12 protein-coding genes are annotated in these 14107 nt (G+C 67.1%); 6 read left to right on the top strand and 6 right to left on the bottom strand.

Annotated elements, in window-relative coordinates; translation table 11 throughout:
* The first annotated feature begins 109 nt into the window (after positions 1 to 109).
* The gene (gene hemC, locus ACYKG1_RS18685; RefSeq protein WP_100474002.1) at positions 110 to 1021 is read left to right on the top strand and encodes a hydroxymethylbilane synthase; all 912 of its coding nucleotides are present in this window, start codon (positions 110 to 112) and stop codon (positions 1019 to 1021) included.
* Between the two features lie 72 nt (positions 1022 to 1093).
* Here hemC and ACYKG1_RS18680 read toward each other — a convergent pair whose 3' ends face one another.
* A complete protein-coding gene (locus ACYKG1_RS18680) occupies positions 1094 to 1870 on the bottom strand; it encodes a DUF481 domain-containing protein (protein ID WP_100474001.1) in 777 nt (258 codons plus the stop codon).
* Positions 1871 to 1976: 106 nt separating this feature from the next.
* Positions 1977 to 2579 (bottom strand): LolA family protein, encoded by a 603-nt coding sequence (locus ACYKG1_RS18675; protein WP_262227912.1) that lies wholly within the window; start codon positions 2577 to 2579, stop codon positions 1977 to 1979.
* A gap of 81 nt (positions 2580 to 2660) precedes the next feature.
* Here ACYKG1_RS18675 and ACYKG1_RS18670 point away from each other — a divergent pair, with 81 nt between their 5' ends.
* Together ACYKG1_RS18670 and ACYKG1_RS18665 are read left to right on the top strand one after the other, a co-directional pair.
* Positions 2661 to 3632: a helix-turn-helix transcriptional regulator gene (locus tag ACYKG1_RS18670; protein ID WP_100473999.1), complete on the top strand. Its 972-nt coding sequence runs from the start codon at positions 2661 to 2663 to the stop codon at positions 3630 to 3632.
* 26 nt (positions 3633 to 3658) lie between these two features.
* The gene (locus ACYKG1_RS18665) at positions 3659 to 4453 is read left to right on the top strand and encodes a MetQ/NlpA family ABC transporter substrate-binding protein (RefSeq protein WP_100473998.1); all 795 of its coding nucleotides are present in this window, start codon (positions 3659 to 3661) and stop codon (positions 4451 to 4453) included.
* 56 nt (positions 4454 to 4509) lie between these two features.
* Here ACYKG1_RS18665 and glpK read toward each other — a convergent pair whose 3' ends face one another.
* From glpK to ACYKG1_RS18650, 3 genes are all read right to left on the bottom strand, one after another.
* A complete protein-coding gene (gene glpK, locus ACYKG1_RS18660; RefSeq protein ID WP_478471093.1) occupies positions 4510 to 6009 on the bottom strand; it encodes a glycerol kinase GlpK in 1500 nt (499 codons plus the stop codon).
* A 102-nt stretch (positions 6010 to 6111) separates the two neighbouring features.
* Positions 6112 to 7593 (bottom strand): glycerol-3-phosphate dehydrogenase, encoded by a 1482-nt coding sequence (gene glpD / locus ACYKG1_RS18655; RefSeq protein ID WP_478471092.1) that lies wholly within the window; start codon positions 7591 to 7593, stop codon positions 6112 to 6114.
* Between the two features lie 125 nt (positions 7594 to 7718).
* On the bottom strand, positions 7719 to 8354 hold the full coding sequence (locus ACYKG1_RS18650) for an OmpW/AlkL family protein (protein WP_478471091.1): 636 nt from the start codon (positions 8352 to 8354) through the stop codon (positions 7719 to 7721).
* Between the two features lie 186 nt (positions 8355 to 8540).
* Here ACYKG1_RS18650 and ACYKG1_RS18645 point away from each other — a divergent pair, with 186 nt between their 5' ends.
* The 3 genes from ACYKG1_RS18645 (at position 8541) to lpdA (ending at position 12858) form a co-directional block, all read left to right on the top strand.
* A complete protein-coding gene (locus tag ACYKG1_RS18645) occupies positions 8541 to 9110 on the top strand; it encodes a DNA-deoxyinosine glycosylase (RefSeq protein ID WP_100473994.1) in 570 nt (189 codons plus the stop codon).
* Between the two features lie 113 nt (positions 9111 to 9223).
* Positions 9224 to 10942: a dihydrolipoyllysine-residue acetyltransferase gene (gene aceF / locus ACYKG1_RS18640; protein WP_478471090.1), complete on the top strand. Its 1719-nt coding sequence runs from the start codon at positions 9224 to 9226 to the stop codon at positions 10940 to 10942.
* Between the two features lie 107 nt (positions 10943 to 11049).
* Positions 11050 to 12858 carry a dihydrolipoyl dehydrogenase gene (gene lpdA, locus ACYKG1_RS18635; RefSeq protein ID WP_262083508.1) on the top strand — a complete coding sequence of 603 codons (1809 nt, stop codon included), beginning with the start codon at positions 11050 to 11052 and terminating at the stop codon, positions 12856 to 12858.
* A gap of 365 nt (positions 12859 to 13223) precedes the next feature.
* On the opposite strand, the gene ACYKG1_RS18630 is transcribed toward lpdA, so the two are convergent.
* Positions 13224 to 14042, bottom strand: a complete 819-nt coding sequence (locus ACYKG1_RS18630) for a hypothetical protein (protein ID WP_478471089.1) — start codon at positions 14040 to 14042, stop codon at positions 13224 to 13226.
* Between the last annotated feature and the right edge of the window lie 65 nt (positions 14043 to 14107).

Below are 14107 nucleotides of genomic sequence, written 5' to 3'. Positions count from 1 at the left end.
TGGTCCACACCGCCCGGCCAAGCGCGGCTGTTGCTTTCACGATCCCCCAGCCAGCCACGAGGGGCTCCGCCGTTGGCCGTATCCGCGCCGAAGGCGCGATAATGACCGGATGGAAACCGTCCGCATCGCCACCCGCAAGAGCCCGCTCGCCCTCTGGCAGAGCGAACACGTCGCCGACCGCCTGCGCCAGGCCCATCCCGGCCTGCATGTGGAACTGGTGCCGATGAGCACCCGCGGCGACGAGGTACTGGACCGCTCGCTCGCCGCCATCGGTGGCAAGGGCCTGTTCCTGAAGGAGCTGGAGCTGGCCATGCTGCGAGGCGAGGCCGACTGCGCCGTGCACTCGCTGAAGGATGTGCCGATGGAACTGGACGAACCCTTCGCACTGCCCGCGATGCTGACCCGCCACGATCCGGCCGATGGCTTCGTCTCCAACCTGTATGCCTCGCTGGACGCGCTGCCGATCGGCGCGCGGGTCGGTACGTCGTCGCTGCGTCGTCAGGCCCAGCTGCGCGCGCTGCGCCCGGACCTGGAGCTGCTGGACCTGCGCGGCAACGTCAACACCCGCCTGGCCAAGCTCGACAACGGTGGCTACGACGCCATCGTGTTGGCCGTGGCCGGCCTGGAGCGCCTCGGCCTGGGCGAGCGCATCGTCGCGCGCCTGCAACCGCCGCAGTGGCTGCCGGCACCGGCGCAGGGCGCGGTGGCGGTGGAGTGCGATGGCGGCAATGCGGGCCTGATGGCATTGTTCGCCCAGCTTGATGACGCGGCCACGCGTGCCTGCGTGGAGGCCGAGCGGGCGATGAACCGTGCGTTGCATGGCAGCTGCCACGTACCGGTGGCCGCGATCGCGCAGTGGCAGGGTGACGACCTGCACCTGCAGGGCCTGGTTGGCAGCGCCAGCGATGGCCGTGCGGTACGTGCCGAGGCAGTCGGCCCCGCCAGTGATCCGGAAGCGCTGGGCCAGCGCGTGGCGACGATGCTGCTGGATGCCGGTGCCGGTGAACTGCTGAACGTCTGAGCATTCCAGGTGCTGCCGGCCAGCGGCCGGCACTATCCAGAAGAAGAACGGGCGCCTTGGCGCCCGTTCTGCTTATTTGAACTTGTAGACCACGTTCATCGTGGTCAGCGTATCGGTCTTGCGCTTGTCCTCGGCCACGTCACTGTTGTAACGGGCCTGCCAGCCGGCCTTCAGTGCCAGGTGCTCGTTCATGCTCACCGAAACGCCGAAGTCGTTCTGGCCGAAGGTGTTGTAGGAACCCGATTCGACCAGCAGCGTGTTGACCAGGTCGGTGTTGTCGGTCAGCGAGTACTTCATGTCGAACAGGCCGCGGCCGATCATGCCGGTGCGGGTGCGGTCGTCCTCGGTGCTGTGGGTGCGGCGCACACCCGGGCCGATCTGCGCGTCGAACGAGAAGCGCTCGGTGTTCCACAGCCGGGTGCCGTAACCCAGACCGAACGAACTCTGGCGGTCGTAGGTGGCGAAGTCATCGCGCTCGGTACGCACCGTGGCCGTCAGCTGGCGGTGCTCGCCCAGCTGCAGCGCGCTGCCGGCACTGCCGGTGTAGCGGTTGGCGGTGGTGTTGTTGCGGCGGCTGGTGGAGCCGTCGTCGCGGGTCTCGATCACCTTGGAGCTGGAACGCAGGCCGGCCAGGTCCATGCTGTGCACCCAGTCGCCATCGGTGTAACGCAGGCGCAGGCGGCCGTTGAAGCTTTCGGTGCTGCTGTTGCCGCGTGCCGAAGCGAAGCCGAGCTCGCCGCCGCTGCCGCTCCACGGCGAGGACATCGCCGCCAGTTCGGAGGCATCCTGCGCATGCGCGAGCGGTGCGCACAGCAGCAGGGGGATCAGCAGGGACACGCGCAGGGACATCGAGGCTTCTCCGAAACGGTTAACAGCCGGTGATGATACTGGAAGCGTGATGGCGGTCCGAATCGATCCAATGCGTGCTTCAGCGAACGTTGCCACGATCGCCTATTCAGGGCAGATCGATACGCAATGCGGGGTCGTTGAAGCGCGAATAGCGCAGGCGCAGCTGGAAGCTGCGGCCATTGCTGCTGCCACTGCGCACGATCTGGCGTGGCAGGCCCTGGGCATCCACCCAGTATTCCAGGCGTTCGCCGGGCTGGGCACCGCGCAGCCGGTAGTGCCGGGTCTGGACCCCGTCCAGCGCCTGGCTGCCAAGGTCTTCAGCCTTCAGGTCGGCGGGCAGGGCATCGGCCGGCAGCGGGTTGCGCCACTGCTCGAGCAGGCCGGGCGGGGTTGGCACCTGGCGGATCGCGCCGTCGCCCTGCAGGAACAGGGTGTCGCCGATGATGGTCTGCGGACCCGCCGCCGTGTCCACCCGGAAACGATCGGGCGCCACGAAGTCCATGGCGCTTCGCACCGGCTGCGGTGCGCCCAGCACCTCCAGTTCGGCGTGGAAGCTGCGCAGGGCCGCGAAACGCTGGCTGGCGCCCAGCACCGCCTGCGCCGGATCGGCGACGGGCACCGGGGCGTTGGTGGCGGCCGGCGCCGGCGCGCGATCACAGGCGGCCAGCAGCAGGCAGGCCAGCAGGGACAGGGCGGGCAACCGGCGCATCGGGCATTCCATGGGGGTGGGGGCGACCACGATAGCCCAAACGTCCCACACAAGACCCGCGACTCGGACATAATCGGGGGTATGGACCGATACGAACGCATCACCGCCCTGCATCGTCTGCTCAAGTCCGCGCGCTATCCGGTGACGGTGGCGACCCTGCAGGACAAGCTCGGTTGTTCCCGCGCCACCGTCTACCGCGACCTGGCCTTCCTGCGCGATGCGCTGATGGCACCGATCGAGGGCGACGGCGAGGCGGGCTTCCGCTACCAGGCTGACGAGAGCGACCGTTTCGAGCTGCCAGGCCTGTGGCTCAGCTCGGAGGAGCTCCACGCCCTGCTGGCCTCGCAGCACCTGCTGGCGCGTACCGGCGGTGGTGTGCTGTCGTCGGTGCTGGCGCCGCTGCAGCAACGCATCGAAAGCCTGCTGGCGGCCCAGGCCGGCGTATCCAGCTGGCCGGTCGACCGCGTGCGGGTGATCCCGCACCGTGGCCGCAAGTTCGACGAGGGCAGCTTCCGCAGCGTCGCTTCGGCTGTGCTGGAGCGCCGTCAGCTGGCGTTCGAGTACCGCGCCCGCTCCACCGACGAGCCGACCAAGCGCACCGTCTCGCCGCAGCGCCTGACCCACTATCGCGACAACTGGTACCTGGATGCCTGGGACCATGACCGCGAAGCCCTGCGCAGTTTTGCGGTGGACCGCATCCACAAGGCGCGGGTGGTCGACAGCACCGCGCGCGATGTCGCCGACAGCGAGCTGGATGAGCAGCTTGGTGCCAGCTACGGCATCTTCTCCGGCGCGCCGAAGGGTTGGGCGACCATCCTGTTCAGCGCCAAGGCCGCGCGCTGGGTGGCCGACGAGCACTGGCATTCCAAGCAGCAGGGCCGCTTCCTGGCCGACGGCCGCTATGAGCTGAAGGTGCCGTACAGCGTCTCGCGCGAGCTGCTGATGGATGTGCTGCATTACGGCTCGGATGCCGAGATCGTCGAGCCGATGATGCTGCGCGAGCAGGCCAAGGCGTTGCTTGAGCTGGCCCTGAGCAACTACGAAAAATCCTGACACTCCCCCCGAGAATCCAATCCCCCATGAAGAAGACCCTGTTGCTGCCCCTGCTCGCCGCTGCGCTGGCCCTGACCGCCTGCGGCTCGTCTGGCGAGCCCTCGCAGAAGCTGGTGGTGGCCGCCACGGCCGTGCCGCATGCCGAGATCCTCGAGGTGGTCAAGCCGATCCTCAAGCAGGAAGGCGTGGACCTGGACGTGCGCGTGTTCAATGACTACGTGCAGCCCAACGACCAGCTGGTGCAGAAGCAGGTGGACGCCAACTACTTCCAGACCGAGCCGTACCTGGATGCCTACAACCGCGACCGCAAGACCGACCTGGTGAAAGTGATCGGCGTCCACATCGAGCCGTTCGGTGCGTACTCGCGCAAGGTCAAGTCGCTGGCCGAGCTGCGTGAAGGCGCCGACGTGGTGATCCCGAACGACCCGAGCAACAACAGCCGTGCGCTGATCCTGCTGCACAAGGCTGGCGTGATCGAGCTGAAGGACCCGACCAACGCGCTGTCGACCCAGCGCGACATCAGCGCCAACCCGAAGAACCTGAAGTTCCGCGAGCTGGACTCGGCGATGCTGCCGCGCGTTCTGGACCAGGTCGATCTGGCCCTGATCAATACCAACTACGCGCTGGACGCCGGCCTCAACCCGACCCAGGATGCGCTGGCGATCGAGAGCAAGGACTCGCCGTACGTGAATTTCCTGGTCGCACGCCCGGACAACAAGGACGACGCTCGCGTGCAGAAGCTGGCCAAGGCCCTGACCAGCCCGCAGGTGAAGGCCTTCATCGAGACCAAGTACAAGGGCGCGGTGCTGCCGGCGTTCTGACCGCGCCGATCCGCTGACGATGCCTGTGGTGGGTGTCGACCTTGGTCGACACCGCCTTAATCCACGTGGAAGGCGAGGGTAGCGGCAACGGCCTGCTGCCATCCGGCATACAGTTTCTCGCGCCGGGCCACCTCCATCTGCGGCTCGAAGCGCCGGTCCAGGCCCCACTGCGCGGCGATCTGTTCGCGGCTGGTCCAGAACCCCACCGCCAGGCCCGCCAGGTAGGCCGCACCCAGTGCGGTGGTCTCGGTCAGCCGAGGCCGCAGCAGCGGCACGCCGAGGATGTCGGCCTGGAACCCGGCCAGGAAGTCGTTGCCGATCGCACCGCCGTCGGCGCGCAGCTCGGTCAGCGCGATGCCCGCGTCGGACTGCATCGCATCGAGCACATCGCGGGTCTGGTAGGCCATCGCTTCCAGCGCGGCGCGCACGAAGTGCGCCTTGCGGGTGCCACGGGTCAACCCGAACATCGCACCGCGTACATCGCTGCGCCAATAGGGCGCGCCGAGGCCGACGAACGCGGGCACCAGGTAAGCGCCGCCACTGTCGGGCACCTGCGCGGCCAGTGCCTGGCTGTCGCTGGCACGTTCGATCATCCGCAGGCCGTCGCGCAGCCACTGCACCACCGAGCCGGCGATGAAGATCGAGCCTTCCAGCGCGTATTCCACGCGCCCGTCCAGGCCCCAGGCGATGGTGGTCAGCAGGCCGTTGCGCGAGCGCACCGCCTGCGCACCGGTATGCATCAGCATGAAACAGCCGGTGCCATAGGTGTTCTTGACCATGCCCGGCCGGAAGCAGGCCTGGCCGAACAGCGCCGCCTGCTGGTCACCGGCGATGCCGGCGATCGGGATCGGGTGGTCGAAGAAGAACTGCGGCCGGGTATGTGCGTAGACTGCGCTGGAGTCGCGCACCTGCGGCAGCATCGCGCGCGGGATGTCGAGCAGCGCCAGCAGGTCGTCATCCCAGTCCAGGGTGTGGATGTTGAACAGCAGGGTGCGCGCGGCGTTGCTGTAGTCGGTCACATGCGTCTGGCCACCGCTCAGGTTCCACACCAGCCAGCTGTCGATGGTGCCGAACAGCAGCTCGCCACGTTCGGCGCGCTGCTGCGCGCCCTCCACGTGGTCGAGGATCCAGCGCACCTTGGTGGCGGAGAAATAGGCATCGATCAGCAGGCCGGTCCGCTCGCGGATCAGCGCTTCATGCCCCTCGGATTTGAGCCGCTCGCAGATGGCGTGGCTCTGCCGCGATTGCCAGACGATGGCGTTGTGGATCGGCTGGCCGGTGGCGCGGTCCCAGACCACGGTGGTTTCGCGCTGGTTGGTGATGCCCAGTGCGGCGATATGGCGCGGGTCGATCTGCCCGCGGCTGAGCAGCTCGGTCAGCGTGGCATACACGCTGGTAAGGATCTCGCGCGGGTCATGCTCGACCCAGCCGGGCTGCGGGAAGATCTGCGCGAACTCGCGCTGCGCGCTGCCGACGATGTTGCCGGCACGGTCGAACAGGATCGCGCGCGAACTGGTGGTGCCCTGGTCGATGGCCAGCACGTAGCGGGGCGTCATGCAGCGTCTCCGGTAGAGCGGTCAGGGTAATTTACCTTGCTCTCTGTACAGCCGGGCCATGCTCGGCTGCGTTGCATGATGTCCGCCGGGCATGGCCCGGCGCTACCGTTGCGACATCCACGCCTGCAGCCGTGTCACCTGCGCAGCATCCAGCCGCAGCCCCAGCTTGCTCCGCCGCCACAGAATATCGTCGGTGCTGTATGCCCACTCGTGTTCGCGCAGGAAGTCCACTTCGCGCGCATGCAGGCCGTCGCCAAACTCCTCGCCAAGATCGTGCACGCCCTGTACACCCTGCAGCAGTTCCGCGCTGCGACTGCCATAGGCTCCGGCCCAGCGTCGCGCGATACCTGCGGGCAACCACGGTGCCAGCGCCAGCAAGCGCGAGCCTGCCTGTGCGGCGTCACCCCAGTCGCTGCCCGGCAGCGGGTCTCCGCGTGCCGTCCACGCCGGTCCCATCTGTGGCAGGGCAGGGCGCAGCAGGTCCACTGCCTCCTCGGCCAGCACCCGATATGTGGTCAGCTTGCCACCCAGCACATGCAGCGCCGGTGCCGGGTCCGCCTGCAACTGCAGGCGGTAGTCGCGGCTGAGTTTTGCTGCGCGCGGATCCGGGTCAGCCAACAGCGGACGGACGCCGGCGAACGCCCAGACCACCTCCTCCGGTGCGATGGGTTCGCGCAGGTAGCGATTGGCCGCTTCGCACAGGTAGGCCACCTCGGAAGGCAGCACGCTGCAGCGCGCCGGGTCACCGCGATAGTCGGTGTCGGTCGTGCCAACCAGCAGGTGGTCGTGCGCGAAGGGCAGCAGGAACACCACGCGTCCGTCGGGTTGCTGGAGCAGGCAGGCGCTGTCATCGGGCCAGGGCCGGCGCAGCACGATGTGGCTGCCTTGCACCAGGCGCAGTGCGGGGCCGCCGCTGCGCGCCTGCATCCGTTCCAGCAGGCCCCCGGCCCACGGGCCTGCCGCATTGACCACGGCGCGCGCATTCACATGGTGCGACTGGCCATCGGCGGACTCCAGAACAGCCTGCCATCGGCCCTGCATGGGGCACAGGTCGATGCAGCGACTGCGCACCCGCACCTGTGCGCCTCGCTGCGCGGCATCCAGGGCGATGAGCAGTACCAATCGCGCGTCATCGACCTGCGCATCGGCGTAGCTGAAGGCCTGCCGCAGCGTCGGGGAGAGCCAGTGGCCAAGCGGGTCGCGTTGCAGGTCCAGCGCGCGTGACGCGGGGAAGGCGGGGCCGCGCCGGCCCAGATGGTCGTACAGCCACAGCCCCACGCGCAGCATCCATCGCGGGCGCAGGTGTGGCTCCCAGGGCAGCACGAAGCGCAGCGGATGGACCAGATGGGGCGCCTGCCGGCGCACCACCTCACGTTCGCCGAGCGCCTTGCGCACCAGCCCGAACTGGCCCTGTTCCAGGTAGCGCAGGCCGCCGTGGATCAGCTTGCTGCTGGCACTGGAGGTGTGCGCGGCCAGGTCGTGCTGTTCGCACAGCAGTACGCGCAGGCCGCGGCCACTGGCATCACGGGCAATGCCGGCGCCGTTGATGCCGCCACCGATCACCAGCAGGTCGATTTCGTGCATGGGGCCCCTCGCATCCGCCGGTAGAGTCGAGCCACAGCCGACTCTACACGGGCCTGCGGTGACGGAAACGACGACGGGCCCTGAAGGGCCCGTCGCGTTACATCAGTGAAGCAGCGTTGCCTGGATCAGAAGCGGGCGCCGATGCCGAAGCCGACGGTCCACGGGTCCATCTTGGCTTCGCCGATCTTCTCGCCGCCGACCTTGATGTCCGGGCGGGCGCGCATGTAGCGGGCGTCAGCACGGGCGAACCAGGTGGAGTTGATGTTCATGTCAACGCCGACGGTGCCGATCACGCCCTTGGCATCCTTGAAGCGGATGTCGCTGTCAGTGCCGTTGCCCAGCTTCTCGTTGCTGAAGCTCGACTGGTAGTAGCCGACGCCCACGAACGGGCGGAACACGTTGTCAGCCTGGCCGAAGTGGTACTGGCCGCTCAGCGCGACCGGCTGCTGCTCGACCGAGCCCAGGCGGGCGTTGTTCGGGCCCTTGAACTTGTTGTCGAACTTGTCGGCAGCGCCCCACAGCTCAACGGCCCAGTTGTCGTTGATGTAGTAGCTGAAGCTGACGGTCGGCGCCGGTCCACCGTCGGTCTTCTTCACGCCGGTGATCGGGTCGTTCTTCGGTTCCAGCAGCGAGATGCCGCCAACAACGGCAAAATGCTTGCCCGAAGCGGTATCGGTGGTGCTGCTGTCCTGGGCGAAAGCGGCCGGCGCGAAGGCGGCGGAGGTCAGCAGGGCGAGACTCAGGATACGGATGGAGCGCATGGGGGTATCTCCTAATGTTTCTTGTTTTGGGCCCCCGGTTGCGGGGCGAGCACACCGTAGTCGCCCCAACATGAATCGAATCCGACGCACGTTAAAAAATAGTTTTCCTTGTTCAGCGACCGGAGCGGAAAGCCTGTTTTCATGGGCCTTTCGGCCTTCGGCGACATTCATGCAGTTGGAGGAGATGTGAGCGAGGCAACGATGTGCGTGGGTTTGCAAGCGCAGGTGAACGCGGAGTGCCGGGTGCTGCTGCTGGGCTCGATGCCAGGCGTGGCGTCCCTGCAGGAGCAGCGCTACTACGCGCATCCGCGCAATCGTTTCTGGCCGCTGATGGCGGACATCTGCGGTTTCGATCCAGGTCTGGCCTACGCGCAGCGGCTGCAGGCGTTGGGCGCTGCGGGCATCGGCCTGTGGGATGTGATCGGTCGCTGCGAGCGTCGTGGCAGCCTGGATGCGGGCATCGTGCGTGGCACGGAAGTGGCCAATGCGCTGCCGGAACTGATCGCCACGCTGCCTGAGCTGAAGCTGATCGGCTGCAATGGCGGTGCCTCGCTGCAGGCATTCCAGCGTTGGGTGCTGCCACGGCTGCAGGCCCCGCCAAAGGTGGTCGCACTGCCATCGACCAGCCCGGCCAATGCAGGGTGGTCGCTGCCGCGCCTGCGCCAGGCCTGGCAGCCGGTAGCCGACGTACTGGCGACATCAAGCGGACATCGTCCGGACAATACGCTACCGACTGGTCGCGGCCGCAGCCCATGAGCAACAGCGTGTCCCGGCTGCGTGCGTACTGAAAACACCTGTAACGGTTGGCGCTGGCCCCCGCTGGCCGCACAATAGACGTTTCCCTACACCAGATTGCCGGAGTTATCCCCATGGCCGAAATCAAGGAAGCACTTGTCCCCGATATCGGTGACTACAGCGATATCCCGGTAATCGAGGTGCTTGTCGCCGTCGGCGACACGGTCAAGAAGGACCAGGGCCTGGTGACGCTGGAAAGCGACAAGGCGACCATGGAAGTGCCGTCCTCGGTGGCCGGCGTGGTCAAGGAACTCAAGGTCAAGGTGGGCGACAGCCTGTCCGAAGGCAAGGTCGTGGCGCTGATCGAAGTGACCGAAGGCGAAGCCGAAGCCGCCAAGCCGGCCGCTGCCGCGCCGGCACCGGCCAAGGCCGCAGCTCCGGCTGCCGCCACCCAGAGCGCGCCGGCCCCGGCCGCGGCTGCGCCGGCCGCTCCGGCTGCCAGCGGTGGTGCGGTTGAAGCGCTGGTGCCGGATATCGGCGACTATTCCGGCATTCCGGTCATCGAAGTGCTGGTCGCCGTCGGTGACACGGTCAAGAAGGACCAGGGCCTGGTCACGCTGGAAAGCGACAAGGCGACCATGGAAGTGCCGTCGTCGGTGGCTGGCGTGGTGAAGGAACTGAAGGTCAAGGTCGGCGACACTCTGTCGCAGGGCAATGTGGTCGCCATCATCGAAGCCGAGGGCGCTGCCGCGCCGGCGCCGACCAAGGCTGCCGCTGCTGCCGCTCCGGCTGCCGCCGAGACCGCCACCAAGGTCGAGCCGGTCGCCGTGCCGGCGCAGCCGGACAAGCTGGCGGCCCGCGAGATCGCCTCGGCCGGTACCCCGTCCAGCCCGCCGGTGCAGTTCAACGCCGATGGCGTGCTGCCGGCCAAGGTGCCGTATGCCACCCCGGCGGTGCGTGTGTTCGCCCGCGAACTGGGCGTGGACCTGCTGCAGATCAACGGCACCGAGAAGGGTGGCCGCATCACCAAGGGTGATGTGCAGAAGTTCGTCAAGGCCGCACTCAGCGGCGGCGTGCCGGCTGCCGGCGGTGCTGCTGTCGCTGCCGGTGGTGGCCTGAACCTGCTGCCGTGGCCGAAGGTCGACTTCAGCAAGTTCGGCGAGACCGAAGTCCAGCCGCTGTCGCGCATCAAGAAGATCTCGGGTGCGAACCTGGCGCGCAACTGGGCCATGATCCCGCACGTCACCCAGTTCGAACAGGCCGACATCACCGACCTGGAAGGCCTGCGGGTGGCGCTGAACAAGGAAAACGAGAAGGCCGGCATCAAGCTGACCATGCTCGCCTTCCTGATCAAGGCCAGTGCCGCGGCGCTGAAGAAGTTCCCGGAATTCAACGCCTCGCTCGATGCCAGCGGTGAAAACCTGACCCTGAAGAAGTACTTCCACATAGGCTTCGCCGCCGACACGCCGAACGGCCTGGTCGTGCCGGTCATCCGCGACGTGGACAAGAAGGGCGTGGTGCAGATCGCGCAGGAAACCGGCGAACTGGCCAAGAAGGCGCGCGACGGCAAGCTGGGCCCGGCCGACATGAGCGGCGGCTGCTTCTCGATCAGCTCGCTGGGCGGCATCGGCGGCACCGCGTTCACCCCGATCGTCAACGCACCGGAAGTGGCCATCCTCGGCGTCTCCAAGTCGTCCATCCAGCCGGTCTGGAACGGCAAGGAATTCGCACCGAAGCTGATGCTGCCGCTGTCGCTGAGCTACGACCACCGCGTCATCGACGGCGCACTGGCCGCACGCTTCACCACGTACCTGTCGCAGGTACTGGCCGACATGCGCCGCGTGCTGCTGTAAGGCACCGCTTCGCCCCCCACCGTGCGGCCGCAGCCCCTGGCGCGGCCGTGTGAACAGATGCAGTGACAGCCTGCCGGCCATGCCGGTCGGCACGAGGAAAACCCACCATGGCCACGATTGAAGTCAAGGTTCCCGACATCGGCGATTACAGCGATGTGCCGGTGATCGAAGTGTTGGTCGCCGTCGGCGACACGGTGAAGAAGGATCAGGGTCTGGTGACCCTGGAATCGGACAAGGCGACCCTGGAAGTGCCGTCCTCGGCCGCCGGCGTGGTCAAGGAAATCAAGGTCAAGCTGGGCGACACCCTGTCCGAAGGCGCCGTGGTCGTGGTGCTGGACGCCGAAGGCGCCGCCGAAGCGCCGGCCAAGGCCGCTGCACCGGCTCCGGCTGCGGCCGCTCCGGCCAGCAAGCCGCCGGTGACCCCGTCGCATCGCGCCCCGGCTGAACCGGCGGCACCGAAGCCGGCGCTGTCCAGCGGCAAGCCGGCCGATATCGAATGCGAGATGGTCGTGCTGGGTTCCGGCCCGGGCGGCTACACCGCCGCCTTCCGCGCCGCCGACGTCGGCCTGGATACGGTGCTGGTCGAGCGCTACGCCAGCCTCGGCGGCGTCTGCCTCAACGTGGGCTGCATTCCGTCCAAGGCGCTGCTGCATGCTGCTGCGGTGATCGACGAAGTGGCCCACGCCGGTGATTTCGGCGTCGCGTTCGGCAAGCCGACCATCACCCTGGACAAGCTGCGCGAGTACAAGGAAAAAGTCGTCAACCAGCTGACCAAGGGCCTGGCCGGCATGGCCAAGCAGCGCAAGGTCCGCAATGTGCAGGGCGTCGGCAAGTTCCTGTCGGCCAACGAGCTGGAAATCACCGCCGCGGACGGCAGTACCCAGCTGCTGCGTTTCCAGAAGTGCATCATCGCCGCCGGTTCGCAGGCAGTGAAGTTGCCGAACTTCCCGTGGGACGACAAGCGCGTGATGGACTCCACCGACGCGCTGGAGCTGGCCGAAGTGCCGGGCTCGCTGCTGGTCGTCGGCGGCGGCATCATCGGCCTGGAAATGGCCACCGTGTACAGCGCACTGGGCAGCAAGGTCACCGTGGTCGAGTTCATGGACCAGCTGATGCCGGGCGCCGACAAGGACCTGGTCAAGCCGCTGGCCGACCGCCTGAAGAAGCAGGGCATCGAAGTCCACCTGAAGACCAAGGCCTCGGGCGTCACCGCCGATGCCAAGGGCATCACCGTGAGCTTCGACGCCGCCGAGGAAGGCCAGGCGCCTGCGCTGGCGCAGGGCACCTTCGACCGCGTGCTGGTGGCCGTGGGTCGCTCGCCGAACGGAAAGAAGATCGATGCCGAAAAGGCCGGCGTGCAGGTCACCGACCGTGGCTTCATCCCGGTCGATCGCCAGATGCGCACCAACGTGCCGCACATCTTTGCCATCGGCGACATCGTCGGCAACCCGATGCTGGCCCACAAGGCCACGCACGAAGGCAAGCTGGCCGCTGAAGTGGCAGCCGGCCACAAGAAGGAATGGGTGGCCCGCGTGATTCCGTCGGTGGCCTATACCAACCCGGAAATCGCCTGGGTTGGCGTCACCGAAACCGAAGCCAAGGCCAAGGGCCTGAAGGTGGGCGTGGCCAAGTTCCCGTGGGCCGCCAGTGGCCGCGCGATCGGCATCGGCCGCACCGAGGGCTTCACCAAGCTGATCTTCGACGAAGAGACCCACCGCATCATCGGTGGTGCCATCGTTGGCGTGCATGCCGGTGACCTGCTGGCCGAGATCGGCCTGGCGATCGAGATGGGTGCGGAAGCCGAGGACATCGGCCACACCATCCATGCGCACCCGACGCTGAGCGAATCGGTGGCGATGGCCTCGGAAATCTACGACGGCACGATCACCGATCTGTACATGCCGAAGAAGAAGTAAGGCGTTCGCGCCATTCCGTACAAAAAGCCCCGGCCTCTGCCGGGGTTTTTTGTTGGCTGCGGGGATACCTTCGGCAGCACATCGCGAGGGTCTGGGCCGCTGCGCGGGTGGCAGGCGGACAGTCGCCACTGCCCAGGCCGCCTGGATGCCTGAAACGCGGAGGGAGCGGGGGCTGGGGGCGAAGCAAAGGAGGAGGTGCCGGCCGCAGGCCAGCGCCGGGGGACATTCGCACGCAGCCCCCGCTCCCTCCGGCGCTCGACCCAGCTGCTCTTGCTCCTGCACGCAGGGAAAAACAGCACAAAAAAGCGCGGCCCCGATGTTCCGGAGGCCGCGCCAGGAGAGAGTGCCGTGGAAGGGGTGGGGGATCAGAACACGAAGCTGACGCCGGCCACCGGGCCCTTGAATTCCTGCTTCAGGCCGATGGTGCCGTCGCTGCCCTTCTTGTCCGCGTCCAGCTTGAACCAGTCGTAGCCGGCGAACACGCCGAAGTTCTTGGTGAAGCGGTAATCGACGATGGCGTTGGCGCGGCTCAGGTCGCCCTTGTAGTCATCGAAGCTGCCCCAGCGCGTGTTGAGGTACTGGCCCTGCAGCGTGATCATCCACTTCTCCGACGGGGTGAAGCTCAGCCGCGCACCGACCACCGGCGCCACGCCGTCGGTCTTCTCGTTGAGGAACTGGCCTTCGTAGACGGTACCCAGATCGGCGTAGGCCTTGGTGCTGACCTTGGCGTACTCGGCGCCCAGCTGCAGGCCGAGGTCGAAGGTATCGGTGTCCACCACCGAGTAGTCATAGACCAGGCTGGCGACCTGGTACTTCAGCTCGCCCTTGACGAAGCTGCCCGACGGCACGTTGACGTCACCGAAGGAGATGTCCTGGCCGAGGGTCTCGCGGCGGTCCTTGTCGTACTTGAAGTAGTTGAACAGCAGGCGCTGGCGGTTGCTGATGCGGAACATGCCGTCGATGCGCGGCTCCCATTCCTTGCCACCCAGCTTGAAGTCCTCGGAGAAGCCGATGTCCTGGCCGGCCACGTTGGTCTTGCCGCGGAGGGTATTGTCCGAGTCGATGTTCATTGCACCCAGGCGCAGGGCGAAGCGGTCATCGCCTTCGGCGGCATGGGCGGCAGTGGCGAACGAAGCCCCGGTGGCGAGCAGGGAGAGGGCGAGCAGGGTGGGTACGGAGCGCATCGAAGAGTCCTTGCAGTGGTTCATCAGAATGAAGATCACTGTGCAGGACAGGCCCGTCCACCATC

It is taken from the genome of Stenotrophomonas sp. 85239_Sma, from assembly GCF_056481725.1.
This window is presented reverse-complemented; position numbering and strand designations above follow the sequence as displayed.